Genomic DNA, 25,743 nt, shown 5'->3' on the forward strand with positions numbered 1-25,743 from the left:
GTTCCATGCAAGGACTGATGTACCGGCTCGCGGAGCTCGACGCCGACTCCGCGGGTCTGGTGCGCGTGATCGACTTCTTCGATGCCCTGATCAGGCACGGCGCGGACACGTCCGCGATGCTGCGTGCCAGCGCAGCGCTGGCCGACTGTGTCGTCGGAATAGATATCAACGGCACGTCCAGCGGACACCGCCAGCATGCGCGGTGCGATCCGAGGGGCCGCTGGCTCACCCAGGCCGTCGCCGAGCGGTCTGCGACCAAGGACGTCATCGTCGACGACGTGGTGATGGGCTCGGTGTGGATCGAGCGGACGGGCCCAGCACTGGCACTCGACGAGATGCTCGTCGATCGAATGGCCCTGACCGCAGCCGTCATTCTGGTACCCCGGCACACACTGTCCGCCGCCGAACACACTCGAGCGGTGTTGTTTCCGATCGACGACATCGCAGTGTTGAGTTCGCTGACCGCGTTGCACATCGAGCCGACAGCACGGGTACGAGTTGCCGTTTCTGCTGCCGACTCACCGCCGACGAACAACGTGCCGACGGCCGGACGATCGACGCCGATCGCTGTCGAGGACCATGTGCTGTTTCTCCTGCCAGGCGAAGCATCGGGTCCGTGGGTCAGTTCCGGCCGCGTGGGCGTCTCGCTGTCCATGCCGGCGTCTGCCATCCATCGACATCTCGGGAATGCTCGTTTCGCATTGGCGCAGGCGAACGAGTTCGAGCCTGTTGTGATTGCCGACCGATTCGGCGCACTGAATTTGCTGGAGGCAGGAAATGTGCTGACAGCCAAGGACATACCCGATTTGATACGCCTAGTCGAACTGCGCACGACCACTCACGGCATCGAGCTCATCAGTACCCTCCGCATCTATCTGGGGTCGGGCAGTCTGCGCGCAACAGCCGACCGGATGCACCTACACCACAGCAGCATCGCGCATCGACTGGCCAAGATGTCGGAGGCCGTCGGCTATTCGGTCGATTCCATCGAACACCGTGCCCGTGCAACGGCAATGATGATGGTGCTCGACGGCAGTGGTCCCGGAGTCGCATAATCACTCGATGGCACCGACACCCACGGGAACGTTGAGAACCACTGACTCCGGCTTCGCTCTGGAATTGAGCAGAACGATCGCTGTACCACGCGAAGATGTGTGGGCATGGCTCACGGAATCGTCCCGCACTGCGCTGTGGTTCGGGCCATGGGAACGGCTTTCGGACGACACCATCAGGGTCACCATGAGTTTCGAGGACGGTGCACCCGCGTCGGACATGACTGTCGAAGCATGCGAACCGCCGCGCCGGCTGGCCGTGCGGACGATCGGCGAGATGCAGTGGCCACTCGACGTTCGCCTCGAGGAGAAGGATGGCTCGACGGTCCTCGTTCTCGTACACAGCTGCGAAACCACGGACGGTGTCGGCGACATCGGGCCCGGGTGGGAGTACTACCTGGACATGTTCGTGGCTGCCTCACGCGGCAACCCGCTTCCGAAGTTCGACGACTATTACCCATCGCAGCAGCAGTACTACTCGACGCTGCGCCCGCAGTGACTCAGTGGTTACGCAGGGCGTCGATAAGCTCCTGCTTCTTCATTGTCGAGTACCCATCGAGACCCAGTTCTTTTGCCCTGTCGGTCAATTCGTCCACGGTCCAATCCTCGTAGGATCCGGACTTTCCACCCTTCTCACCAATCTTGCTTCGGCCTTCGTTCGCAGCAGCGTTGGAGATGCGAGCCGCTTTCTCCTTCGAGTTGCCTTCTTCGCGAAGCTTCTCGTACAGGCCTTGATCCTTCAATTGCGACTGGCCCTCGGTGTCGCTCTTCTTCGCCGGCATCGGAAACGTCCTCTCACTGGACTAGATTTGTTGTTGAAGCGCTACCCCGGTCTACACGACGACAAACCCATCTCCGCTCGGCGTGCGAGTGGTGTACATCGAGCATCAACGGGTTACCGTGGGAACAGTTGTGACCGGCGCACTGTGTATGTGCGGGCCATTGACCGTCACCTGATCCGGCGGCAGGCGGCGACATCCCCGTCCTGATTCCCACACACCGGTCCGCGTTGTGAGTGAGAACAATCAGATGTGGGTACGTTCGGGAAATGCCATACCTCGAACGCACTGCCGATGTCTTCGTGCTGAACCTCGGAAGCCGAGGTATCGACGACACCGAAAACCGCATCAGTCCCGATTGGGTCGCCGAGATCAACACCCTGCTCGACGAGGTCCAGGCCAGTTCTGGCTCCGCTGCGCTCGTCACGACAGCGACCGGCAAGTACTTCTCCACCGGAGTCGACCTGTCGTGGGGTGCTGAGAACCTCGACCAGATCAACCGGTTCATCGGCACAGTGCAAGAAATGTTGGTGCGCTTCCTGACGCTTCCGATGCAGACGGTCGCGGCCATGCAGGGACATACTTTCGGTGGTGCCGCGTTCTTCGTGATGGCGCACGACTATCGGATCATGCGATCCGATCGCGGCTTCCTCTGCTTCCCCGGCGTCAACATCGGCGCGACCTACAGCCCGGGAACCGTCGACATGGTGGGAGCGAGGCTGGCACCGCATGCCTTTCACGAGGCGCTCACTACCGGACGCCGCTACGGCGGAGGCGACGCGATGGCACTCGGACTGGTCGACGCCGTATCGGCCGCGGACTCGCTGCTCGACGACGCCATTGCTCGCGCCGCTGAACTGGCCGGAACGCGAGGCGACGTGCTCGGCGAAATCAAGCGAACCATGTACGCACCCGAGATTCGTTCACTGCTGACCCCAGTTGCCGGCGTCGACGAGATGGAATGGGCCTCGAACTGAGCTGAGCCCTACTTTCCCGCTACGAGGGGTGCCACCTCGGTACCGAGCAATTCGATGCCGCGCAGCAGATCGCTGTGCGCCAGGCGTGGATTCGTCATCTGAAGCGAGAGTCGATCCACACCGCCCAGTTGCTCGCCGACTCGCAGAATTTTGTCTGCCACTGTCTGGGGATCTCCCATGAAGAACGCACCGTTCGGACCGGAGGTGGCGTCGAACTGCTGCCTGCTCGGGCGGGCGAATCCACGCTCACGAGAGATCTTGGTGAACATCTCGTTCCAGCCAGGATAGATCGTGTCTGCGGCGATCTCCGTCGTCTCGGCGACGAAGCCGAACACGTGCAGACCCACCTTCAATCGTTCCGGCGGGTGGCCCGCTTGGGCTCCGGCACGCCGGTACAGGTCGACGAGCGGGGCGAATTGGCGTGGCTCGCCGCCGATGATCGCGATCATGAGCGGGAGTCCCAGAAGTCCTGCGCGAGCGAACGATTCGGGCGTTCCACCGACACCGACCCAAATGGGCAGCGGATCCTGCAGCGGACGCGGATAGATCCCCTGCCGGTTCAGCGCCGGCCGGTGACGACCCGACCAGGTGACCTCCTCGTTGTCCCGGATCTGCAGCAGCAGGTCCAGCTTTTCGGCGAAGAGTGAGTCGTAATCGGCCAGATCCAGGCCGAAGAGTGGGAACGACTCGGTGAAGGAGCCGCGACCGACAACCAGGTCGATCCGTCCCTTCGAGATCAGATCCAGGGTGGCGAACTCTTGGAACACCCGTACCGGATCGTCCGCACTGAGTACCTTGACCGCGCTACCGAGCCTGATGTTCTCGGTTCGCGCAGCCGCGGCGGCCAGAATGATGGACGGGGCCGAGTCGTAGTACTCGCTGCGATGATGCTCACCGATGCCGAACGAGTAGAGCCCCACCTGATCGGCGAGAGCGATCTCTTCGAGCAGGTGACTCATGCGCTCCTCCGGAGCGATCACGCGACCGTCGGTCGGGTCGGTCACGGAAGAAACGAAACTGTCGACGCCCAGATGCACGATGGGACCTCTCGATCGGTGGTGGACGTAGTCGTCAGCGTAGGTGAAGCTTCAATTATTCCGGATGAGAAAGCAGTCGAATACTATTCGACTCCGCGTCTCGATTCTTCCCCCATGAAGTACATCTACCGACTATTCCCGACGAGCACCGTAAGTAGTGCGCTCGACGAATCCCCTAACGCCGTCCGCGTTTGCGAGCGCGTCGCTCGTCGAGCTTTTTCTTGCCGTACCCCCAGGTGATGCGTCCGAGACCCTCGAAGAGTCGACTGGAAAGACTCCTGCGGCCGCTCATACGGTGTCCTCGTGTTCGGTGATGGTCATGTCGGTTCGGTTCCTTTTCTCGTCGGCAGCCGATCCAGGCGGTACGCCGGGTACGTACTGGCTGCGCCGAATAAGTCGAATCGGGAACGAGCAAGCACACATCGGTCAGGCGTGAGCTACGTCACGGACCGCGTCCCGGCTCACGAGCTACCGGCCATCGACGAGTCGATCGATCCATCCGATCACTTCGGGGTAGGCAACGGCGTTGGCAGCCGGATGGTCGATTGCCGGAACCAGCTCGGTTCCGAAGTCGAGCTCCCGGACTGTGATGTCCGTGAAACCGACGGCACCCCAGCGCTGTGTCAGGAGCCGGCTCTGCTCGATGTCGACGGAGCGGTCGTTGATGCCCTGCACGATCATGACGGGCAGCGCGGGCGGGGTGAACCCGATGGTGTTCGCATCCGTGAGTGGCCCCAGTACGGGACCCCTCATGAGTGAGCCCAGCGATGCGCCGTCGGCCGTCAAATCCTCGGACCGCAGCAACCCATGTGCGAGCGCGTCGGTATTGCAAAAGTTCAGTGCCGCATCCAGGGCCGTTCGCCCGCGTTCGTTGAAGAGGGCACGTATCTCGCCGGCACGCTCGGGATGCGCTCCGATCCAGCCGTCGACCGTGTACAGCATTGTTGCGGCCCACTCGGTTCCGTCCTGGCCCTCGACACGCAGCACAGGATCGGTCGGTGCGGCACCGACGAAGGCACCGACCACGGACAGGTCGGGCGCGTAGGTAGAGGCGAGTTCCGCGGCGGCGGCCGAGGCAACGCCGCCCGCAGAGTATCCGTAGAGCACGATCGGCGCACCGGTCTGGCTCGCCGCGGCACGAGCCGAGTCCAACAGCGCACGCGCGCCGGCGACTCGGCCCAGGAATTCGTACTCGCCGGGGGTTCCGAGCCCCTGATAATCGGTGGTGACCACCTGATATCCCTGGGCCAGTAGAGGCAGTAAAGCCGGCATCGTAGTTGTCAGTCCGAGCTCGGACGAACCCGAGCAACGATCAGATATGCCGTAACTGCCTGGCGCATAGGCGATCACGGGCCGTGGCCCTCGACCCTTCCATGCGCGATCAGGTGTGATCAGAAGCCCCGACACCGCCACCGCACGATCACGAGGATCCACTGATCGATACAGGATGCGCTCGGTGCGTGAGCCCAGAAAATCGAGGTGCGGCACGGCTTCTCGCCGCACGACGGCCCCGGGCGCAAAGGCTTCGAGATCGGCGACAGGAGCACCGTAGAAATCAGCTGTCGGGGGTGCTGCGGAAGCGGGTGCTGCCGAAGCGGGTGCAATCGACAGAACGCAGGACACGACAAGGACCAGCGCGGCGCACGTGACGGAATGGAGTCTCATCTCGCGAGTAAGTATGCGGCTCAACGTGACAATTCGCATTCCGCCACAGGCTGTGCGGTAGCGGTGTAGCGCGAGCTCTCCCCTACTTTGCCGACTTGATCCACGCCGGGGAAAGCCTGCGTACCTGTGGTGCAGAGGCCAGCAGTGGGGCGACTTCGCGTTCGTACGCCAGATATGCAGGATGCCGAAGAAACCCGACTGCGTCCTCGGCGGTTCTGTAGTGCTGAAACGCTGTGATGCCATCCGGATCGTCGGAATCGAGGCAGTAGTAGTAGGCGAGATGCCCAGGGTTGGCGAGCACGGCCGGTGCCAGGTGCTTTTCCCACAGAGCTCGGACGGCGTCGCGTCGATTCGGCAGAGTCTTATGACTTACGACGACGGTGACGCCGGCTTCGACTGGCATGAGAGGTCCTTTCGACCGAAGCAACCGATGTACCGCGATCATGCACCACGGTCCCGACACCGGCCGGCATCGCGAAGATTCGGCCGCCCGAATTGTCGGGCCTGTAGTGTCCCCGGTCATGACGGCACGAGCTTTCACGAGATCGGCAGTCGTCGCGGGGTCGGCAGTTGTGCCGGTGGTACCCGACGCGGCGAGCACGACATATCTCGATGCGCTGGCGAACACCGAGCGGTCCGCCCAGCCGTGATCTGGCTCGCGTGGCGGTCGAACCGGGCACCTCTGCTTATCTCGCTGATCACCATCGCAATCCTGATCACGGCCACGTCGACGGCGGGAGCCTACGTTCCGCGTTATCCGCAGATGTCGTGGTCGTTCCCACGAATGTGTTCTCGATGGAACGATGTGGGACCGTGCAGACCGGAGACCGCACTGACCCTGTCGACGCTGGGTGCACTGCTTCTGCCGTTGCTGCTCGGAATGTTCGTCGGGGTACCCGCTTTTTCCCGTGACGTGGACTCTCGTACTCATGTGTTGGCGCTGACGCAGTCGAGGAGTCGACTTCAGTGGTACTTCGCACCCGTAACCCTTGTCTTCCTGCCCATTTCGGCTGCCATGACGTGCCTCGGCCTGACATTGCATTGGGCCACGGGCCGATCGCGCGATTCTTCGAGTGCCGACCACGGCCCGTCCGTCGGTTTCTCGTGGTTCGATTTTCCTCACTTCGAGACGGCCGGCGTCGCTCTCGGTGCGTACACCTTGCTGATGCTTCTCGTCGGCAGCACTCTGGCACTGGTGTTTCGACGCGGGATCGTCTCCATGCTCGCTACCCTTGTCGTCTTTCTCTTCTTTGCACCGGTGGCGTTCACCTGGATTGCGCGCGAGCACTACGGATCGCCCAGCATCGAGAGTGAGCCGATCAGCGGCTTGTATCGCGAATCGGAATATCCACCCAACCCGTATTACACCACCGACGGAACGTGGGTCGTCGACGCCGGATACGTCGACAGCAGCGGGGCAAAGGTCAGACCCGACACGGCGCGGTGCGCGCAGCCGTACCGGGACGGGAATCCACCTGCCGGGGAGACGAACGAACAGCGTTCGGAGCGCACTCGACTCGAAACCGTGGACCGAGCAGCACGATTCGACGACTGCTTACGCGACCAAGGCGTCGCGCGCTTCGATATCCGATACTTTGCCGAAGACGAGTTCTGGCGCTTCCAAGCGATCGAAACCGGCCTCATGCTCGCATTCGGTCTCGCTGTGAGTGGCGCCGGAATATCGGCGGTCCGGCGGCTCACCTGAAGATCTGCTCACTGTTTGTGCAGCGTGAAGCTCGGACAACTGTCGCCCTGACCTTACGGTGCCCGCAAGTCGACATCCCTACCCGCCTACCGACAGCAGCTGGGGCCGTTTTGCCGTCCGACTGTCGCCCGAGGAGCGCCTACGGACGCGGCGAGTCAACCACGGCGCAAGGAACATTCCGGCCCAGTTCAGGTCGCCGCGAACCCGGGAGACCAGATGTGGGCGCCCGAGTGGGGCCAGAGGACGATCCCATGCGTCGGTAGCACCCGGCAGGCCGAGAGCGAAGGCGGCGGCCGCGGCGAGCCGCGCGTGTCCTGTCTCGTTCAGATGCAAGCGGTCCCAGCTCCACAGACGCGGATCCGACGCCACGTCATGCTTCTCGAGATCAATTACTATGACACCGAATTCTTCTGCAGCCGTCCGAATCTCGGCGTTCAGCTCGGTCATACGCTTCGCGATGATCGCTCGACCGGGGACGGGGTGTGCGAGGCGGGGAAACGTCATGGTGATCACGGTGCAGTCGGCCGCTCGCAGCGCGCCGAACATTGTGCCCAGCTCACCGGCCACAGTGCGCGCATCGAAATGGGGTCGCAAGATGTCGTTGACGCCGGCAGCGACGGACGCGACGGTGGGTCGCAACGCCACGGCGGCGGGCAATTGCTCGGCTCTGACCTCAGCAGCTTTGCGACCACGCACCGCGAGGTTCGCGTACACGACCGTGTCGTCGCTCTCGGCCATGTGCTCGGCGAGCCGATCGGCCCAGCCACGAAAGCCCGCCATGTCGTCGCCGTCGTTCAGCCCCTCCGTCTGACTGTCACCGAGAGCTACGTACCGCAACTGACCTTCTTGGTTATCCATCACCGCTCCTTCGTCGAGCAGAAATATACAACAAGTTGTGTATGAGGACGCTTTTCCTGGGCGACGGGTACTGTGCCGGATCATGTCCCTACGTGATGCCGTGCTCGCCGCACTGGTCGACGGGGAGCTGTCCGGCTACGACTTGTCCAAGGCGTTCGATGCAACGGTCGCCAACTTCTGGACTGCCACTCCTCAACAGCTCTACCGCGAGCTCGATCGAATGGATCGAGACGAGGTGATCACCGCGAGACTGGTAGAGCAGGACGGTCGCCCCAACAAGAAGCTGTTCAGCCTGACCGACAGGGGTCGTGCGGCGCTGCGCCAGGTCAGCCACCGCCGCCCGAAGCTTCCCGCGATTCGCGACGAGCATTTGGTGGCAGTGCACGCGCTGGAGGCCGGCGACCTCGAGCCGATGACTGCCGCGATCCGCGAACGGATGCAGCTCTCACGCGACAAACTGGCCAGGTACGACCGGATGGCGCACCGCCTGCTCGACGGACGCACCGAGACCGACTTCCTGGCGACCGCAGATCGCATCGGCCCATACCTCACCCTGATGCGAGGGCGAATGTTCGAGGAAGAATCGCTCCGCTGGGGTGCCCGGGTTCTCGACGTACTCGAGGTCCGCGCTGGTCGACGCTGACGCCATTACCCGATCGATAGTCGCAAAGTTGTGTAGCGTTCGCGGGTAACACCCGAACCCAGGCCCGACCCTACTCAGGAGATGACGCGTGCAGCGGTTCCGACAAGCCGTCGAGGCGAACGACCACGACGCCATGGCCTCCACCCTTGCTGACGACGTCGTCTTCAGCTCGCCAGTTGCGTTCAAGCCATACCACGGCAAACCCATGACCGCGGCGATATTGCGGGCCGTCACGCGGGTGTTCCGCGACTTGCGATACGTCCGAACTGTCGAAGACATCGGCGGTCGCGATCACGTCCTGTTCTTCGAAGCCCGCATCGACGATGTGACCGTCCATGGCTGCGACATCCTGCACCTCGATTCCGACGGCCTGATCGACGACTTCACCGTGATGGTGCGTCCACTCTCGGCGGCACAGGCACTCTCCCGGGCCATGGCTACGGAATTCGCCGCCGAGATGGCGTCGAACACTGCGACGGACAAGACCGACTGACCCGCTGATCGCGGCGCTGTCGCTCGGCTACTTCGACGAGTCGACGACTGCGTCGAACAGGAGCACCATTTCTTTCTCGACACGGTCCAGCGCCCTGGTGCTCCGCTGTGCCTTGCACAGGAGCAAGGCCCCCTCGATGGCCGAGAGTGCCATGGTGGCCAACCCGTGGGCGCGTTCCTGATCGATACCCTGCTGCCACAGTGACGCCGCGATCGTGTCCTCCCACGAGGTGAACGACTCCCCCGCGGCAGCGAGTGCGGCCGGACTCTGAGGCCCTTCGATAGCGACGGAGGCCACCGGACACCCCGATGCGAAATCGGTGGCCAGTAACTCGCCGCGAAATCCGGAAATGATCGCTTCAACCGTCCGCAGCGGACCGAGGGTTGTCAATCCTGCCGAGATCATCGAACCCATGAAGGTACCGGCCGCTCGGGTCGCCTCTTCCACCAGCTGTGGTCGACCCTGCGGAAAATGGTGGTAGACCGAGCCTCGCGGAGCACCCGCATGTTCCAGGACGTCGGCGACGGACGTTGCCTCGACGCCCCTCTGTTTGAACAACGCGATGGCGCTTCGCAGCATGTCTTCGCGTGCGGTCGACCGTCTCGGCATGGTGGCACCTCTCGGGTCGGCTCTGATTATGTCGTCCATCATAACAACGGTGCTCAGCTGTGCACCCGACCGGCCGCACCCCACCTCGACGTCGCTGACGTGGGGGCTCGAGGCTTATCATTCGGACTGATATGCGGTGTCAGCACATTCGATTTCCCTGATGACCGAAGCCGACACACACTTAGCGGCGATGCGTGACCCACCTCACTCGAGGTCCTTCGTACGATTCAGGGAGATCTACATGACTCAACTCGGTTCCGAACCTGGCGTGCAGCAGCGGACGCCAGGTCGCACCCAGGGGATTTTGTTGGTCTCGATGAGTTGCCTGCCGGTGCTCGGTGCGGTGTTGCTCGCCCCGATCCAACCGCAGATGCTCGACGAGTTCGCCGACACACCCGGCGTCGAAGCCTTGGTTCCCCTGACCATCACTGCGCCTGCGCTGATGATCGGTTTGCTCGCGCTCGGCGCGGGGCGGGTGATCGACAAGGTGGGCCGCATCCGACTGCTGACTGTCGCGCTCGTCGTCTACTCGCTGTTCGGAATCGCCCCGTTCTTTTTGGACTCACTCCCGTTGATCGTGGCGTCGAGACTCGGTGTCGGCGTTGCCGAAGCCGCCATCATGACCTCTTGCACCACACTGATCGCTGATTACTTCTCCGGCAAGGACCGCGCTCGCTACTTCGGGTTGCAGGTGGTGTTCACGAGTTTGTCGGCCGTCGTCTTCATCGGTCTCGGCGGCGCACTTGCACAGAACGACTGGAGAACTCCCTTCTGGCTGTACACCGTCGGAGTCGTCTTCGCGATCCTCACCCCGATCATGCTGTGGCAGCCTCGTTCCACGACCACGATGCAAGACCTGGTTGCGTCGATTCGATGGCGGCCTCTGCTCAAACCGTTGGCCGTCACACTGTTCGGCGGGGCCGTGTTCTACACACCGATCGTGCAGATTCCGATCAAACTCGACGCCGTCGGTGTGAACAACACAGCTACCATCGGCATCGTGAGTGCGCTTGTCGCGCTGGCTACGGCACTTGCCGCGCTCACTTTCGGCCGAGTCTCCGATGCCGGTCCGAAGATGTTGTTGCCCATTGCATTCGGTGCATCCGGTATCGGCCTGGCCGTCGTCGGCCTGGCATCGAATCCCCTGTTCGTCGCGGTTGGTGGCATCATCGCTTCGGCCGGATGTGGACTGCTGCTTCCAACGTTGCTTCACTGGGTTGTCAGCGACCTCGACTACGCTCAGCGCGCCCGCGGCACCGGAGCCTGGACAGCCGCCATGTTCACCGGTGAATTCCTATGCCCCCTCGTCGTCGTCGCCCTCGGTGCCGTGTTCGGCGGGCTCACCGGAGCACTGATCGCACTCGGGACCGCGTCCGTGCTCATGGCAGTGATGCTTCCGAGGCTCGGGTCATTCACGGTCCACACCACACCGTCCAGCAACTCCTGAGAAACCAGCAATCCTGAGCCATGCCTGAGCCTCTTGGTAACTGAGAGCCTCTTGATACCTGAGCGAGCATGCGGTGCGACCACGCCGCGCAGAATCCTCGAACCTGACACAAATCGCAGTAGCGTCTCATCCTGGCTTCGTGCCGCGGGCGAGTGATCGGCGGTGCCCTGGCCGACATACCGGTATACGGTGCACTGGCGACAGGAGGACAGACCTGGTGGATTCGAGCAAGGGCGTCGACGAATCCCCACTGCACCGGAACCGGTCTTTCCTGATCCTGTGGACCGGCGGTGTGCTCTCCGGTGTGGGTTCGTCGATGAGCACATTGGTCTTCCCCCTGGTCGGCTTTGCCTTGACCGGCTCGACGTTCTTGGCAGGCCTGGCCGCCACCGGCGTCCTGACCGGCGAGCTGCTGGGGCTCCTTGTGTCCGGTCCGCTCGTCGACCGGTGGCCCCACCGTCGGACGCTCACTGTCGCCAATGTTGCTGCAACCGTGTCGATGTCGAGCGTCGCCGCCGCCTCGCTCACCCACACACTGAGTCTGATCCATCTGGTGCTCGCCGGATTGGCGATCGGGTTGGCCGACGCGTTCGTCGGTCCTGCGGTATCAGCAGCAATTCGGCACGCGGTTCCGATAGGCCAGCTTCCGTTGGCGTACACACGCATTCAGGTACGGGAGCACCTTGCGACATTGATCGGCCCACCGTTGGGTGGGGCGCTGTACTCGATCGCGCGCAGTGTGCCGTTCATCGTCGACGCGATCAGCTACCTGACATTTGGGCTCCTCTCGAGCCGATTGCCAACGACGACGAGAACGTCGGATCAATCGAGCACGTCCTTTCTGAGCGACGCGCGCGACGGCTTCGTTTTCGTGTGGCGACACAGTTCGGTGCGCGCAATCCTGATGTGGGGAGGAATGTTCAACTTCGCCATGGCGTACGTCTTCACCGCCGTGACCTTGCGTCTGATCCGAGATGGCGTGAACCCGGTGGCCATCGGTCTCATCGACACGGTAGCCGCCGCCGCAGGCCTGATCGGCGCAGTTGCGGCGGGGCGCATTGTCGCGACCTTCCGCACCGGGCGGTTGACGATGTCCACGGGCTTGGCGTTGGCCGTCATCGTCGCCCCGATGGGATTGACGACAAATGTGGTCCTGATCGGTACGCTGTTCGCCGCCGGCATCGTGCTGCTCCCCGCCAACAACGCCGGCATCTCCGCCTTCATCGCGTCGGTAACGCCCGCACACCTCCAAGCGCGCGTCAACGCCGCCGGTGGAGTCTTCTCGCTCGGACTTGCGCCGCTGGCCCCACCAGCAGCGGGTCTTTCGGTCGCCGCTGCCGGCGGACCGGCGTCGATGTTCATCGGCTCGGCACTCCTGGTCGCCAGCCTCGCACCGCTTGCGGCCAGCCGGGACGTCCGGGAGCTGAGCAAGCCGGCCCACTGGCCGACAACTGCACTCTCCTCATGACAGTCACGGCCACCACCGCGTCGAGCGCGAACCGCCGCCGGAGCTGAGGCCGACGTCGACCTCCCAGTTAACGAGGCAGCGCGCACACCGAGAGAGCCGTGTCGGCGATGATGTCCAGGTCGGCATCGATCGGATACGCCTCGTGCAGTTTCGTGCAGCTTGCGGATGCCTCGACCTATCCAGACAACAAAAGTGCCCCTGACCAGCAATTACGCTGTTCAGGGGCACTTGGTGTGCGCGATCAGGGATTCGAACCCCGGACCCGCTGTACGAGAGATGACAATTCAGGTGGATGCACTCGCGTCCATCATCGGCCCGCTGTGCTGGGTGTTCGGCGATTCGAGTGATCATCGGCGTCCGCGTGAATCCATCCGAATCCGCCGGAAAGTGACGATTAAAAGATGACCTCCGTCGACCTGCTCCCGGTCCACCGGGGTCCCGTATGGTCCCCCATCGTCTAAACGGACCGCAATGGACATTCGACCCCACCACGATTGAAAGTGATGAGCTCCCTCGCGGTCGAACGCGACCCGAATCAGCAGAGGTTGTACCGGCTACGCACCCGATGCCCGAGCTCGGCGATATCAATCTCGCCGCGAACACACGCATCCTGGTCCGCGCGGGTCGCGTCGGTACTGCGGGCACGCTCGAGCGCACTGTTGATACGAGCAGCATCGATACCCCGCACACGATCCACTGACGGTCGTTCTATCGACAATCGACACCTCCTCAACTCCAACCCAGACTACTGCTGCGCAGGCCAGCGGAGGCGATACCCGAACGCGAAAAAGCTTGCCGACCTCAACACTCTGTGGGGGTGAGCGAACATGGCAACTGTCAAACTGGACGTGCCGGGCCCGACCTCGTCCAGGTGATCGCTGAACAGAACGCCTTCGTCGAATCAACCACTGACCACGTAATGCGGAAACGGCAGTTTCTGCACTGTCATGAATTCCTGGACGCGATTACCGCACCACCGCCAAGAGTGACTGCAGATAAGACGGATAATGTCAGGTAAACTACTGTATATCGTTGCAGCGCCACACTTGTCGTCGCCTGCACGTCTCGGCGGCGGATCGATGCGATGGGTCCTGACCCACGAAAGAGATCCTTGATCGGCTGTGAAACACTATGCCGCGGTTCATGCGTTGCTTTAAGCGAATTAGGTGGGCTTCGCCGGTGTCCCGGCGTCGAGGTTGGCGCGGCCGCGTGACTAACGGACCGATGCACGGAAAGCGCCCGGCGATAGCCCGGTCCGGTGCTGAAAAAACTTCGCGAAATTGGTCGAGTCGCCGAAGCCCAGGCGGGTCGCGATCGACACTGCGGGCAAGTCGGCGTGCGCGAGCAGTCGCTTCGCCTCGAGCGTTACCCTACGGTCGATGAACTCCTTAGCGCCGACGCCGGCTGCGGACTGGGTGGCCCGGCTCAGAGTGCGGGCGGAATAGCCCAGTGCGACAGCGTAATCCGCAACCCGCCGTGTGCGGGCAAAGTCCCGTTCGACCTGCGTGCCAAACCGGACAAAGGTGGTGTCGACCGTACCGACCGGCTGGGCACACAATGCCGCTGCCCGCACCGCGACAACGGCGAGCAGATTACGTAAGACGGCACGATGGGCATCGACCGGCAGCCCTGCTGCGTCGGTGAACTCCGCCGCGAGGTGCGCGACGGAGCGATGCAACGCGGACGTGCCCGGGTCGGCCGCACGGGCGACCGCACTTCCGAACGGGTCGTCGAGTCGCGCGGCGGCCGCGGTTGCCGGATCGAGCGAGCTCTCCTGGAATATCGCAATCAGGCCGTCGGCCTCGGTGAGGTCGCCGAACTGTTGGACCTGCCCCGGTCGTGCCCAGAGGACCGAACCCGCGTCGATGCGGTAGGCAGTGAAGTCCACGGTGTGTCGCAACGTGCCGCTCGTGATCGTGAAGAGCTGGTGAAACTGCGGCCGCTGAGGCGTACCCAGATCGGTGGACTCCGCACGGGCCGCCAGTCCGGCAAGCGTCAGCACCTCGAGCCCGGGCAGCGGCGTGTCTTCGGGCGGCGCGAACCCGATCGCCGGAATCGGTTGTCTGTTTTTCACCATAACTAGTCCGCATTCTACCTATCCGCAGATCTCAAGAGACGGAAAACTACAGTACTAGCCAGCGAAAGAGCAGAAATATCAACGATCGCAGTGTTCGGGGCCAACGGAACAATCGGAAGCCGCATCGTGGCCGAAGCCTTGACCCGTGGCCACGAGGTCACCGCAGTCGACCGGAATCCGACCAGCGTCACCAGCGTCACCACCGACCACGACAATCTGACGGTCAACGTGAGTGACGTGCTCGACGCTACGTCGGTGGTATCGGCGTCGAAGGGCCGGGACTTTGTGGTCAGCGCTGACGGCGGCGCACTTGGTGATGGCAGACAGTATCCAGTCAGTACGAGCCGACCCTCGGCGTTCCCGCCACCTGACGGCGGGCCGATAGCTTGCCCCTGAAAGAGGAGAGAATCGTGACCTTGGCCCGAGCAGTGCAATTCGACAGGTACGGCGATCGTGATGTCCTCGAGATCCGTAACATCGAGGTGCCCGCACCAGGTCCACGCCGAGTAACCGTGCAGATCAAGGCCGCTGGCCTTAACGCCGGTGAGATCGACCTGCGTTCCGGCGCTATGGCTGCCCGCTTTCCGGCATCGTTTCCCTCCGGTCAGGGCACCGACCTGGCTGGGGTCGTAACAGTCATCGGCGACGGCGTCACGGACTTCGAAGTGGGAGACCACGTACTCGGGTGGAGTTGGGAACGTGCCAGCCACGCCGAGCTGGCCAACGTCCCCGTCGAGCAGCTGGTTCACAAACCCGCCGCACTGGCATGGGAAGTCGCCGGGGCGCTCTATGGGGTGACGATCACCGCGTGGGCCACAGTCGAGGCCGTTGGTGCCGCCGACGGCGACCTGGTCGTGGTGTCCGCGGCGGCCGGGGGTGTGGGCACGATGGTCACCCAGCTCCTGCGGATGCGGGGCGCTGACGTGATCGGAATCGCGTCAGCGGCGAACCACGAGTGGCTGCACAGCCTCGGGGCCACCGCGGTCGAGTACGGCCCCGGCCTGGTCGACTGCATCCGGGCGGCAACACCACGACCCGTGGACGCATTCATCGATCTGTTCGGGCCGCAATACCTCGACCTGGCCATCGAGCTCGGCGTCGCCCTGGACCGAATCAACACGATCATCGCGTTCGACCGGGCAGAGGAACTCGGCGTCAAGGCCGTCGGTAGCAGCTCGGCCAGCACCTCGACACTGCTGGCCACGCTCGCCGACCTAGTCGCCACCGGTCAACTGCAGATCCCCATCGCCGCTGTTTACCCCATCTCCGATGTACGGGAGGCCTACGCCCAACTAGAAGACCGGCACACACACGGGAAGATCGTCCTCATCCCGTGACGACGACAGCCCAGTCGTCCGTGGAATCCGTCCCGCAGCAACGCAATCACTCTCGAAGCATTTTCTTGTCTCCGCCGACAGGCGGACTAACCGACTGGAGCACGACATGACGAACCACACCCCCACTGCCGCCACCGCTGACGCCGTCGCTGTCGTCAACGCCTACGGGCAGGCATTCTCGGCCGAAGACAAAGCCGCGATCGTGGCCCTCTACGCCGAGGACGCAGAGATCATTCCCGAGAACCGTCCGAGCCTGCGCGGTGCGGCGGCAATCGACAGGTTCTACATCGACACGTGGGCCGCGAGAAATATAGAGGCGACTCTGCAGGTGAAGTCCGCTGAGGTGCACGACGGATTCGCAGTGGTACGCAGCGAGCAGCCCGTGATGGTCACGAACAAGGCCGAGGGCACGCGTGTCCCCAGCTACTTTCGCGAACTGTTCGTTCTGCGCAACACGTCCGCGGGGTGGCGCATCTGCAACTACATGTTCTCTCAGAGCATCGGACAGGCCGAGACCCCGGCCTGACATTCTGAAGACATGAGCCAGCAGACCACCGTGACTGTGTCCGCGTCCCGATGATGATTGCCCTGACCGGAACAATGGGAAGGGACGCTGGACGCGAGTTGTGTTGATGCCAGGCCATGGCAGTTCCGGCGACAGCGAAACTCGCGTCGCGGTCGTTGGACTTACAGCGATGCGGGGTCTGGGGAATTAGCCCAGAGACGATAGCGGTCTTATCCAGTTAATCTTTGTATGTTGATTCCGATGGATCAAAACGCATCGCCTCGCCCCAGACCGCGCATACAGATGTCGGATCACGAAGTCTGTGATGAACTGCTACACATGGCCGATTTCAGCGACTACCAATTCCTCCGCGAACCGTTGCAGGGCTAGATCCTCAACGGCTATGCGTTTCGTGCACCGGCCAATTCGTACACGGCGTTCGCTATCTGCTTACCGCCGATGGTGGTCATCCCCTGACTCGTGGCGTCGGGCGAGTAGTAGAACACCGACGGTCGCTCACTCGGTGCCGAAGCACCCGCCGTCACGGCCGACACCGTTGTCCTCATCTGTTGGATCAAGTCCGCCGCCGCACCCGAGACATCGAGAACCGCACCGATGTTCTCGATGTCTCGGTACACGTCGTCCAGGTTCGTCCGCGCGGCCGGCAGCGTCGATGCGCACGCGCTCGATGCGAAGAACACATGGGACAATCCGGCATCGGCGAAGTCCTGCTCGCTCATGCCGTCCCCGCCCATCATTTGCATGGATCCGAAGGCGTCGATGTAGGCGTCCGCCCCAGCAGTGAGTAGCAATTCTTTCGGAATTGCGCCGGCGGAAAGCACAGGCGTCGACTGTGCGATCTCGCGAACGTCGTCTGGGAGCGTGGCTATGCCTGCGGCCCAGCCTGTTCCGACAACACGATCGGACTGGCCGAGCCTGATCACCAGCTCCAATGCCGCAAGGTTCGCCGTCACCACCTTCTCAGGGGCAGCCTCGAAGGTCGTCGGCCGACCGCCGCAGTCCTGGACCGTGACAGGAAACGATGCACCCGCAGTCTCCACTGCGTCGACGTCGCCGCGGTCTGTTCCGGCTGTGCGTACACAGGCCGTTACGAGCAACGGCACCAACACGATTGCGAGCCCTGCCGTCAACGAGGAACGAATCTTCATATCTCGTTGGTCGCGCGTTTCGGTACTCGAGTTCCCGAATCGGTTGTCTTGATCAATTCAAAGCCGAATTGAACAGATGTCGGGCAGTTGATCACGCCTTCTCGATTCGTCCGCGGTCTGGTCGGTAGTGCAGCTGACGAGCGGACCAAAGCTTATGTCACGCCGTTCGATGTCGGATGGGGCGCTCTTGTGATCTTCGACCACCAGTTTCCAGGCAAAGAGCACTTCAAGATATCGCAGCGAAACCGTCACGGTGTGCAGTGACGCTCGAATGGGATGCCGACAGCGTATCGGCTGCATTCTCTTCGCGACGCAGAGGGACACCTACTATTGCTGCGGATCCGATCGAGTCGGCAGGCTTCACACTCTCCGATTTTGCCAGTGGGGCGATGCGCCTCGATCACGTCGTAGTGAATGGGGTGCGCATCGGTGTGACTGCAGGTCGCACCATTGACTACGACAGCAATCGGATGGTGTCGCTCGCGTTCCTCGATACAAATCATTCCCAACTCGGAACGGATATCAGCATTCTGCGGGGTGCCACCGAGGCGAATCGCGTCGACGTTCGAGCGAGGGTCGTGCCAGTGCCCTACCACCGAGGCGAATTTCGAAACGAAACACTCATTCCCGGACTCGTGCAACGACAAGGCGGCCGATCGGACTTGAGTAAGTCAGGCGAAGCCCCTGCCGCACCGAAATGGGCCGGATCCGCATGACCGTCGGCCCTTGGTCGAGTCGATGAACACTCGACAGCAGTTTCGCTCCGTCCAGGATCCTCGATGGTGTCTACATGACCGGCACCTACTCCGGCGCGTCGTCTCCGATTACCGAGGATATTGCATTCAATAGTGAATGTGATGTATGTTGCTGAGGACGCATAGATGTGACCCTGTTCACGCACCCGCGCTCCGGCGCAACCCGAACCAGATAACCGCATGGTCTTTGCGCAAAAAGGCACCATCCGAACAGTGGTGCCCCATACCACGACGTCGAGCACAACTGGGCATTGCGTATAGCTACACGAACCGCTGAAATGCAGCAGTTTGCTCGAACTCAGCCGAGAAGGATCGTCATGTCGAACAGTCTGAATGATGTCACGTTAGTCCTCGTCCATGGCGCCTGGCACGGCGCGTGGGTTTGGGACGACCTACGGGCAGTAATGATCGACTACAACACGGAGGCAGTCGATCTCCCGTCGTCGGGCTACGACCCGGAGCAGCTCGGGACTTTCGCCGACGATGTAGACGCAATCCGCTCGACGGTCCAAAAAATTGCGAAACCGGTGGTAGTGGTGGCGCATTCGTACGGCGGACTTCCTACGACACAAGCCTTGTGCGGCTTGGACAACGTGGTCGGCGTGGTCTACATCGCGGCGTGGGTTCTCGATGTGGGGCAGTCCGTTGCCGACATTGCCGGAGACCATGGGGTGCCTGATTGGTGGGAAGTCCACCCGGACGGCGGATACATAGACGCACTCAGGCCCACCGAAATTTTCTACAACGATCTCGATCCCGAGCTGGCTCGGGCTTTCGCTCTCAAGTTGACGCACCAAAGTCTCGATAGTGCCGCACATGCATTGGACGACGCGGTGTGGAAATACGTTCCCACCAGCTACATCTTGTGTAAGCAGGACGCGGGACTAGCTCCCTCGATTCAGCACCTGATGAGTCGGCACACGAGCAAATCCACCAGCTTCGATACTGGACACAATCCGTTCCTTTCGAATCCCTCGGCTGTGGCCTCGCAGATTCGAGAAGATATCGCCGAGTTTCTGGAGGGTAGGGTCGTCGAACCTGCCCCAGCCGAACAGCCCAACATTGTTCCTGCGGGCAGTGTTTCGGCTGCGACAAGGGAATCGAAGCCCGCGGCCCAGGAAACAAGCGGAGCCCTTCCGGACGAAACCGACGTTGCTCTAAAGCTGGGTTGAAGGTACAACAACGACCGGCGCACGGGTGATGAGCGATATCGCCCCGACTATGGTCGACATCTGATCGGCGAGGACCGCTCCTCACGCCGAAATGATCTTCACCATGCCGGAAGCACCTTTCTGCCGATGGAGTCCCCGTCACTGCGACCCGCCGGGTGCAATCACGAACGCGCGATCCAAGAGGACGGTCCGATACTCGATCGAATCCAAGATTCAAAAGCCGCTGTGCATGTCCGCATTGAACAACGCTGTCGTTCAACGCAACGCAGCCGTCACTATTCTCTACTCGCACCGAGGTAGCCAGTTTCATTGTCGAAGTATCGTTTTTGCGTTGGATCACAAAGGCTTACGGAAGTCATGAGTCGCGTGAGCCGTGCGGTGACAACGCCGCGACGGAGTAATTCTTCACACTGCTGCACGAAGACGTCCTCGACCGCCAGCGGTATTCTTCGCAGAAACGGTCATGCTGGGGGATCGTGACATAGATCGAGAAGATCTACCAATGCAAACGTCGCGAATTCCGATCGGAAGAACGTCCTAGTTGTGTATACAACTAAGGCCGCGCAGCAGGTGCCTGCGTGTCAATTCGCTCTGCTCGGGGCATGACGGGGCCACCACATCGACTCTGGGTCGATCACCGAGCGTTCGAGGGCGGCCTGGTGTTGGCAGGGCAGGACCACGAAGGTTAGGGCCTACTAATCATCAATGGCGGGCGCGCGCCAGCACGTCGACCGCTCCCCCACGCGTGTCGTCCCGATGCTCGGCCGAGACTTTCTGAAACAACGTCATGTCCTTTGCTTCGAGGGCATCGATTATATGCGCGTGATGCATTACAGCGTGCCGTCGTCGCGGGGAGGATGCGTAGTGGCTGGCAAAGTAAGCCTCCGAAAGGGTCCAGATGCGTTCGACTTCGGTGATCAAGAGATTGAGGGGCGACAATCTCCATACCGATCGATGAAACTCGTGATTGAGGTCTATGAACTGGATGACGTCGTCTGCGGCGTCTTTCGCTGTCATCTCCGAATTCAGGGTGCGCAGACGTTCGAGTGCGGATGCATCCGGCCAATGGATGCTGGAGTTGAGTTCTGTTTCGAGGAGAGTGTGCAAAGTGTGCAGTTGATTGAGCTCGGAGACCGTTCGCTTCGCAACCACGAAACCTTGATTCGGTCGATGCACGAGCAGGCCCTGGTTGGCCAGGACGAGGAAAGCCTCACGGATGGGTACACGGCTCACGCCCAGGAGCTGCGAAAGCTCTTCTTGTCGCATCGCTTCCCCGGGAAGGAGTTCGCCGAGGAGAATCAGCCTCCGCAGCTGGGCGATGATTCGCTCGATACCTACCCGTGTCCGCACCGCCACCACCTTCCGTCGTCGTTCGGCCTCATCTTACGACCCACCGCACTCATGTAAATTCGGGCGCTGTCAGGTCGACCTCGGGCTCACATCCGCCTGTGCGACAGGGCCTCGAAGTGCGCCCCGCCTGGCCTTACGATTGTAGTGGTAGCCGCCGAGCTGAACCGGGCTCGTTGGAGAAGACCAGTTGTGGACCGATGACATAGTCCGAAAGTCTCGAACACTGATTCCAACCGCTCCCAATTCGAGACAGTCGACGATCGTCGGTGGCAAAGGCCGGCTGGTGGAGCGTCCCAACGGCGTGGGTTTCGCCGCGGATGGTATGCGCGTGCAGAGATCGCACGACTGCGCTCGATTCAGTGTCGGACGGCGTTCGGGTTGGTGCCCAGAAACGGGGAAACTCGGGGTCGACCTGCACTTCTGACGAAAGGCGATTGAGCTCCGACCACGAGAATCGGGCCTCGCTGCCGTTGACGCTTCCGCCCGCGAGCTACGGCACAGCAGGTTGGGCTTCCGGACTTCCACAGAACACATATGGATCGGTGGACTGATCGCGACCGGACTGCGTACCGGAAACTGCAAAAGACGAATTCCGTTAAGGACACCACACGCAAAATTCTGTAAGCACACGAACCTGCTGGCGGGTAGAAAGCTCTCTTCTCGAGCAGGCCGGTAGACCGACAACTTCGACCGGACTACGGAAGCGGTACTACTTCAATGCAACTCGAAGTGGAATGGATTCCCACGACCGCAATGTATTGTTCAGGCGTCGACGCGCCTTGCCCGCAAGAGCGATCGTGGACACTCGTGCGGCTAACGCCGTCAGTAGCACTTCGGCTTCCAACCGGGCAATGTGTTGGCCAACGCATTGATGAATTCCCATGCCGAACCCGACGTGCCCGGATGGATCCCGTGTCACATCGTATGCATCGGGCAACTCCCACCGGCGAGGATCGTGGTTCGCCGAACCGAGCGACAAAAGCACCTTCGATCCGTCCGGTATACACACTCCGTCGATAGACATATCTCCCGTAGTTGTTCGATAAAACGTTTGAACCGGAGATTCCCATCTTATGGCCTCGTCGAATGCGTTCCGCACCAATGTGGGGTTCTCGCTCAAAAGCATCCATTGCTCAGGATGAAGCGCCAGTGCATACAGTAATGCCGCCAGCCCACTCGCCGTTGTATCGAACCCCGCCGACAGCAGTGACCGCACGATCATCGGTGCCTGCTGCTTAGTTATATCCCCCCGGTCGGCCGCGGACCACACCTGCGCACCAAAACCATCCTCCGTCAAGTTTTCGCGTTCGCAGTGTGCCATCGCCCATTCGACAGTCCCTTCCCGCTGAACTTTTTGCGCACTCGCCTGCATCAGCGGGCTGTCCAGCGGCCCACCTGAATTGAAGATAAATTCACCCATGGGCAGTAGATGCTCGCGCCCAGCCGCGGGAAGACCGATCTCATCGCCGAAAATCTTCAGCGGTAGGGCATCTGTCAGAGCACCGACTGCATCGAACTCTGTCGACGCGGACAGGATTCCGTCGACCAAGTTTTCGGCGGCAACTGTCCACTTTTCTCGAAGCCGCTGAAGGGTGCCCGCTCCGAGTATTTTCGATAACACCATGCGCGGGGCATCGTGGCGAGGCGGATCAGCCTCGAGAAGAAGACTGGGCGGTCGAATAGGCTTCTCACGAAGAAAATTCGATACGCCGACTCCCGCCGACGATTGGTAAGACTGCCAGTCTGTGAGTGCCGCACTGACCTCGTTGAATCGCCCCATGGCAAACACGTCGTACTTCTCGAGATACACCACCGGGCCGGCTTCCCGCAGGCCCTGATGAAAGCTCGAAGGGTCCGCTAGAACTCCGAGATCATAGGGATCTGCCTGGCTTACGGGAGCCCGAGTAGATATCGACATAAGGTCACACCTTTCCTGCTGCTAGAGGTCTAGAACGAGTTTGTCGGAGCACGATCTCGAGACGCAGACAAACATTGCATCGTTCCGTTCGCGCTCGTCGTCATCGAACACGGAGTCCCGATGCTCGGGCTGGCCCGACAGGACAGTCACTTGACATGTTCCGCAGGTACCCTCACGACAGGACGAGAGAACGTTCACGCCGACTTCGCGCACGACGTCGAGAATGCTGCTGTCCGGGGGCACCGTCACCGTCCGGCCCGAGCGCGCAAGCTCGACATCGAAGGGAGCACTACGCACTGGGGCGCTGAGTAATTTCGGGACAAATCGCTCGGTGCGCAAACCACCAACGGGCCAGTCGGCGCATAGTGCTTCCACTACGTCCAAGAGTCGGCTCGGTCCGCAGACATACAGCTTTGAGACATCTTTGGAAAGTTCGGATATCCAGTCCGACAAAGGAAGTAGGCCTTCTCGGTCTTCTGGGACAATAATGACATCACCCCCGAACTCCGCAATCTCGTTCAGATAGGCCATTGCTTCTTTTGTGCGTCCACCGTAAAGCAGTCGCCAGTTCGCACCGAGACCTCTCGCTTGGTTGATCATTGGCAACAGCGGCGTTATCCCAATTCCCCCGCCGATAAATGCATAATTCTCCGATGGCACCATTGGGAAATTGTTCCGGGGGCCGCCGATTCCGACATGGTCACCGATACTCAATTGGTCGTGAATCATTGCTGATCCGCCGCGCCCATTATTCTCGCGCAAGACTGCAACGCGATAGCTGTAAGCGTCCCATCGGTCGCCGCACAACGAATACTGACGGGTGAGGCCGTTGGGTAAAATGAGATCGATGTGCGAGCCAGGCGTCCATTCCGGCAGCCGGTACCCCAGCTCATGCCGAAGTGTCAGTTCAACGACACCGAGCGCAACCTCCACCTTAGTCGTAATAACGTAGGGCAAAATTGCGGTAGCGTCGGCGTTCGCGATCGATTGCATTTCACACCTTCCTGCTGTTCGAGAAAAATCGAGATATTGGCTGGATCGCGAACCACAGCTTGATTGTTTTGATTCTTCGCTCTGGCTCGCGTACAGGCCACGTTCAACTCACTCGATACCAACGGAGTGGGTTGTTCGGCCGCGCGGTGTCCATGTCTGTTACTGGTTGCCGATCGCTGATGAGCTGGGCATCGAATGCCAACGTGACGGAGAATTTCAGCTCGCCGCAAGCGCGCCGAGGCCCGCGCATCAATTGGCGGATGGCTCGGCAACGATCATATTTGCCGCTGCTCAGAGCTTCAGCCGAGGAAACATCCGTCGGGCGTTCTCCTCGAAAATCGCTGTACGGTCGGACTCGTCGAGGAAGTCGAAGCCCTCGATAACCGGTTTGAGGTCGTCGAAAGGACGGCCGGTTTCGGGATTCTCGGTAGAGCCGCTGCCGGGGCGTTCGGTTCCGAACAACACTCTGTCCGATCCGACTGTCTTGAGCAGTAATTCGAGCGCTGGCGAGTAGTGCAGAACGGTGTCGAAGTGGAAATGCTTGAGGTGGTCCTCGAACCGCGGTGCCGCAGGATCGCCTCCGAGTCCGGGGTGCAGGTGTTCGGCCTGCCACCGTCCGAGCTGGTAGGGCACCGAGCCGCCGCCGTGGGAGATCATCACGTTGAGCGTTGGGAAGCGCTCGAAGACCTTTCCTCTGATCATCGACAGGATCGCAATCGATTCCTCGGTGATGAAGTGCTCGCTGTACGTCTCACGCCCGTTGTAACAGCCTGCAGAGTGCACCTGCATCGGCACATCGAGTTCGACGAGCTGCTCGAACAGCGGGTACCAGTACGGGTCGCCGAGCGCCGGCGCGTTACCGGTTCCCTCGTGTGGATCCGGATTGACGGTCACGCCGACGAAGCCGAGTTCCTGGACAGTACGGAGCAATTCCGGGAATGCACGTTCGACCGGCTCGTCCGGTGTGATGGGCAGCCCGGCAACGCCCGCGAACCGGGTGGGATGCAGATCGACGGTCCGAGCGATGACATCGTTGTTGGCACGGATCCATGCGTCCACCAGCCGCGCGGGCTTCATAGAATGCCCCTGGTAGTACGGTCGCGGGGAGAGCAATTGGACATCGGTACCGACTGCGTCCATGGTTTCGACGTTGCTCGAAGCGCATGCGGCGAGCGAGTCGTCACTGATCTTGGGCTGGCCGATGTAGTAACCGCCGTCGGCCATCAAGTTCGCGCGGAACGCGTACAGACCGTCGGGTGCCACGATGTGGGCATGTGAGTCGATGATCATGATGTTCTTTCAATCCTTCGAGATAGGGGTTCGGTGGTCTGTCGTGCACACGTCATAGCGCAGCGACGTATGCGATCAGTTCGCACTGGATGAGCAGTGGGTCGGCCAGCGGTTGTTCGAGTGTGTGACGTGCCGGGCGACTGGCGGCATCGGGGAACATGGCCACCCAGTGCGGGTCGATGACCGCACGAGCCGCTCGGTCTCGAACGAAGAACGTGAGTTTCGCGATATCGGCTACCGTACCGCCGGCGGCCACCAGAATGCGGCTGATATTCGAAAAGATCACGGACACTTGACCGTCCACGGTCTCGGGAACGGTACCGCTGTCGGGGTCGAGTCCATTGATTCCACTCGAGACCAACAAAGGGCCTACCAGTGAGGCCTGTGGGATGGGAGCCTTGCCGTGGTGAAGTCCCGGAATTTCGATAGAACGTCGTGACATCG

At 61.5% G+C, this 25,743-nt stretch carries 27 protein-coding genes; 13 read left to right on the forward strand and 14 right to left on the reverse strand.

All coding sequences use genetic code 11. From position 1 onward, the window contains the following. Window positions 1–5 precede the first annotated feature (5 nt). Window positions 6–1,055 carry a helix-turn-helix domain-containing protein gene (locus tag ACFI9K_RS23720; RefSeq protein ID WP_462665784.1) on the forward strand — a complete coding sequence of 350 codons (1,050 nt, stop codon included), beginning with the start codon at window positions 6–8 and terminating at the stop codon, window positions 1,053–1,055. A gap of 7 nt (window positions 1,056–1,062) precedes the next feature. Beyond that, window positions 1,063–1,551, forward strand: coding sequence for an SRPBCC family protein (locus ACFI9K_RS23725; RefSeq protein WP_462665785.1), 489 nt, complete (start codon window positions 1,063–1,065; stop codon window positions 1,549–1,551). Between the two features lies 1 nt (window position 1,552). Here the strand turns inward: ACFI9K_RS23725 and ACFI9K_RS23730 are convergent, their stop codons facing one another. Beyond that, complete coding sequence (locus tag ACFI9K_RS23730) at window positions 1,553–1,834, reverse strand: DUF7218 family protein (RefSeq protein WP_462665786.1); 282 nt, start codon at window positions 1,832–1,834, stop codon at window positions 1,553–1,555. Window positions 1,835–2,100: 266 nt separating this feature from the next. Here ACFI9K_RS23730 and ACFI9K_RS23735 point away from each other — a divergent pair, with 266 nt between their 5' ends. Beyond that, window positions 2,101–2,808, forward strand: a complete 708-nt coding sequence (locus ACFI9K_RS23735) for an enoyl-CoA hydratase-related protein (protein ID WP_462665787.1) — start codon at window positions 2,101–2,103, stop codon at window positions 2,806–2,808. Between the two features lie 8 nt (window positions 2,809–2,816). Here ACFI9K_RS23735 and ACFI9K_RS23740 read toward each other — a convergent pair whose 3' ends face one another. The 3 genes from ACFI9K_RS23740 to ACFI9K_RS23750 form a co-directional block, all read right to left on the reverse strand. Beyond that, window positions 2,817–3,845 (reverse strand): LLM class flavin-dependent oxidoreductase, encoded by a 1,029-nt coding sequence (locus ACFI9K_RS23740; protein WP_032406789.1) that lies wholly within the window; start codon window positions 3,843–3,845, stop codon window positions 2,817–2,819. A 468-nt stretch (window positions 3,846–4,313) separates the two neighbouring features. After that, window positions 4,314–5,510, reverse strand: a complete 1,197-nt coding sequence (locus ACFI9K_RS23745) for an alpha/beta fold hydrolase (protein ID WP_462665788.1) — start codon at window positions 5,508–5,510, stop codon at window positions 4,314–4,316. Between the two features lie 82 nt (window positions 5,511–5,592). Further along, the gene (locus tag ACFI9K_RS23750; RefSeq protein WP_462665789.1) at window positions 5,593–5,913 is read right to left on the reverse strand and encodes a putative quinol monooxygenase; all 321 of its coding nucleotides are present in this window, start codon (window positions 5,911–5,913) and stop codon (window positions 5,593–5,595) included. Window positions 5,914–6,031: 118 nt separating this feature from the next. On the opposite strand from ACFI9K_RS23750, the gene ACFI9K_RS23755 reads away from it, so the two are divergent. After that, window positions 6,032–6,160, forward strand: coding sequence for a hypothetical protein (locus ACFI9K_RS23755; protein ID WP_462665790.1), 129 nt, complete (start codon window positions 6,032–6,034; stop codon window positions 6,158–6,160). Further along, a complete protein-coding gene (locus ACFI9K_RS23760) occupies window positions 6,157–7,215 on the forward strand; it encodes a hypothetical protein (RefSeq protein ID WP_462665791.1) in 1,059 nt (352 codons plus the stop codon). Before ACFI9K_RS23755 ends, ACFI9K_RS23760 begins: the two co-directional genes overlap by 4 nt. Before the next feature lie 78 nt (window positions 7,216–7,293). Here the strand turns inward: ACFI9K_RS23760 and ACFI9K_RS23765 are convergent, their stop codons facing one another. After that, window positions 7,294–8,073, reverse strand: coding sequence for an SGNH/GDSL hydrolase family protein (locus ACFI9K_RS23765; RefSeq protein ID WP_462665792.1), 780 nt, complete (start codon window positions 8,071–8,073; stop codon window positions 7,294–7,296). Window positions 8,074–8,155: 82 nt separating this feature from the next. Between ACFI9K_RS23765 and ACFI9K_RS23770 the strand changes: the two genes are divergently transcribed. Both ACFI9K_RS23770 and ACFI9K_RS23775 read left to right on the forward strand, forming a co-directional pair. Continuing rightward, complete coding sequence (locus ACFI9K_RS23770; RefSeq protein WP_462665793.1) at window positions 8,156–8,716, forward strand: PadR family transcriptional regulator; 561 nt, start codon at window positions 8,156–8,158, stop codon at window positions 8,714–8,716. Between the two features lie 88 nt (window positions 8,717–8,804). Further along, window positions 8,805–9,209 (forward strand): nuclear transport factor 2 family protein, encoded by a 405-nt coding sequence (locus ACFI9K_RS23775; RefSeq protein WP_462665794.1) that lies wholly within the window; start codon window positions 8,805–8,807, stop codon window positions 9,207–9,209. A 27-nt stretch (window positions 9,210–9,236) separates the two neighbouring features. On the opposite strand, the gene ACFI9K_RS23780 is transcribed toward ACFI9K_RS23775, so the two are convergent. Then, window positions 9,237–9,818: a TetR/AcrR family transcriptional regulator gene (locus tag ACFI9K_RS23780; protein WP_462665795.1), complete on the reverse strand. Its 582-nt coding sequence runs from the start codon at window positions 9,816–9,818 to the stop codon at window positions 9,237–9,239. 241 nt (window positions 9,819–10,059) lie between these two features. On the opposite strand from ACFI9K_RS23780, the gene ACFI9K_RS23785 reads away from it, so the two are divergent. Together ACFI9K_RS23785 and ACFI9K_RS23790 are read left to right on the forward strand one after the other, a co-directional pair. Further along, the gene (locus ACFI9K_RS23785; protein ID WP_462665796.1) at window positions 10,060–11,265 is read left to right on the forward strand and encodes an MFS transporter; all 1,206 of its coding nucleotides are present in this window, start codon (window positions 10,060–10,062) and stop codon (window positions 11,263–11,265) included. Between the two features lie 217 nt (window positions 11,266–11,482). Next, a complete protein-coding gene (locus ACFI9K_RS23790; RefSeq protein ID WP_462665797.1) occupies window positions 11,483–12,733 on the forward strand; it encodes an MFS transporter in 1,251 nt (416 codons plus the stop codon). 535 nt (window positions 12,734–13,268) lie between these two features. On the opposite strand, the gene ACFI9K_RS23795 is transcribed toward ACFI9K_RS23790, so the two are convergent. Together ACFI9K_RS23795 and ACFI9K_RS23800 are read right to left on the reverse strand one after the other, a co-directional pair. Continuing rightward, window positions 13,269–13,430: an antitoxin VbhA family protein gene (locus tag ACFI9K_RS23795; protein ID WP_462665798.1), complete on the reverse strand. Its 162-nt coding sequence runs from the start codon at window positions 13,428–13,430 to the stop codon at window positions 13,269–13,271. 516 nt (window positions 13,431–13,946) lie between these two features. After that, complete coding sequence (locus ACFI9K_RS23800) at window positions 13,947–14,735, reverse strand: helix-turn-helix domain-containing protein (protein ID WP_462665799.1); 789 nt, start codon at window positions 14,733–14,735, stop codon at window positions 13,947–13,949. 165 nt (window positions 14,736–14,900) lie between these two features. On the opposite strand from ACFI9K_RS23800, the gene ACFI9K_RS23805 reads away from it, so the two are divergent. The 3 genes from ACFI9K_RS23805 to ACFI9K_RS23815 all read left to right on the forward strand — a co-directional run bounded on the left by ACFI9K_RS23805 (window position 14,901) and on the right by ACFI9K_RS23815 (window position 16,673). Beyond that, on the forward strand, window positions 14,901–15,206 hold the full coding sequence (locus ACFI9K_RS23805) for an NAD(P)H-binding protein (RefSeq protein WP_462665800.1): 306 nt from the start codon (window positions 14,901–14,903) through the stop codon (window positions 15,204–15,206). Window positions 15,207–15,220: 14 nt separating this feature from the next. Further along, the gene (locus ACFI9K_RS23810) at window positions 15,221–16,147 is read left to right on the forward strand and encodes an NADP-dependent oxidoreductase (protein WP_462665801.1); all 927 of its coding nucleotides are present in this window, start codon (window positions 15,221–15,223) and stop codon (window positions 16,145–16,147) included. 106 nt (window positions 16,148–16,253) lie between these two features. Then, entirely contained in the window at window positions 16,254–16,673 is a 420-nt protein-coding gene (locus tag ACFI9K_RS23815) for a YybH family protein (protein ID WP_462665802.1), read from the forward strand. A gap of 380 nt (window positions 16,674–17,053) precedes the next feature. Here ACFI9K_RS23815 and ACFI9K_RS23820 read toward each other — a convergent pair whose 3' ends face one another. Then, window positions 17,054–17,821: a TroA family protein gene (locus tag ACFI9K_RS23820; RefSeq protein ID WP_462665803.1), complete on the reverse strand. Its 768-nt coding sequence runs from the start codon at window positions 17,819–17,821 to the stop codon at window positions 17,054–17,056. 1,072 nt (window positions 17,822–18,893) lie between these two features. On the opposite strand from ACFI9K_RS23820, the gene ACFI9K_RS23825 reads away from it, so the two are divergent. Next, window positions 18,894–19,748, forward strand: a complete 855-nt coding sequence (locus tag ACFI9K_RS23825; protein ID WP_462665804.1) for an alpha/beta hydrolase — start codon at window positions 18,894–18,896, stop codon at window positions 19,746–19,748. 702 nt (window positions 19,749–20,450) lie between these two features. Here the strand turns inward: ACFI9K_RS23825 and ACFI9K_RS23830 are convergent. The 5 genes from ACFI9K_RS23830 to ACFI9K_RS23850 form a co-directional block, all read right to left on the reverse strand. Then, on the reverse strand, window positions 20,451–21,098 hold the full coding sequence (locus ACFI9K_RS23830; protein ID WP_462665805.1) for a GntR family transcriptional regulator: 648 nt from the start codon (window positions 21,096–21,098) through the stop codon (window positions 20,451–20,453). 709 nt (window positions 21,099–21,807) lie between these two features. Beyond that, entirely contained in the window at window positions 21,808–23,016 is a 1,209-nt protein-coding gene (locus ACFI9K_RS23835; RefSeq protein ID WP_462665806.1) for a cytochrome P450, read from the reverse strand. Window positions 23,017–23,037: 21 nt separating this feature from the next. After that, window positions 23,038–24,009, reverse strand: coding sequence for a PDR/VanB family oxidoreductase (locus ACFI9K_RS23840; RefSeq protein WP_462665807.1), 972 nt, complete (start codon window positions 24,007–24,009; stop codon window positions 23,038–23,040). 291 nt (window positions 24,010–24,300) lie between these two features. Then, entirely contained in the window at window positions 24,301–25,299 is a 999-nt protein-coding gene (locus ACFI9K_RS23845; protein WP_462665808.1) for an amidohydrolase family protein, read from the reverse strand. A gap of 52 nt (window positions 25,300–25,351) precedes the next feature. Next, window positions 25,352–25,741: a RidA family protein gene (locus ACFI9K_RS23850; RefSeq protein ID WP_462665809.1), complete on the reverse strand. Its 390-nt coding sequence runs from the start codon at window positions 25,739–25,741 to the stop codon at window positions 25,352–25,354. Window positions 25,742–25,743: the final 2 nt, after the last annotated feature.

The organism is Rhodococcus sp. PSi06 (assembly GCF_054960675.1).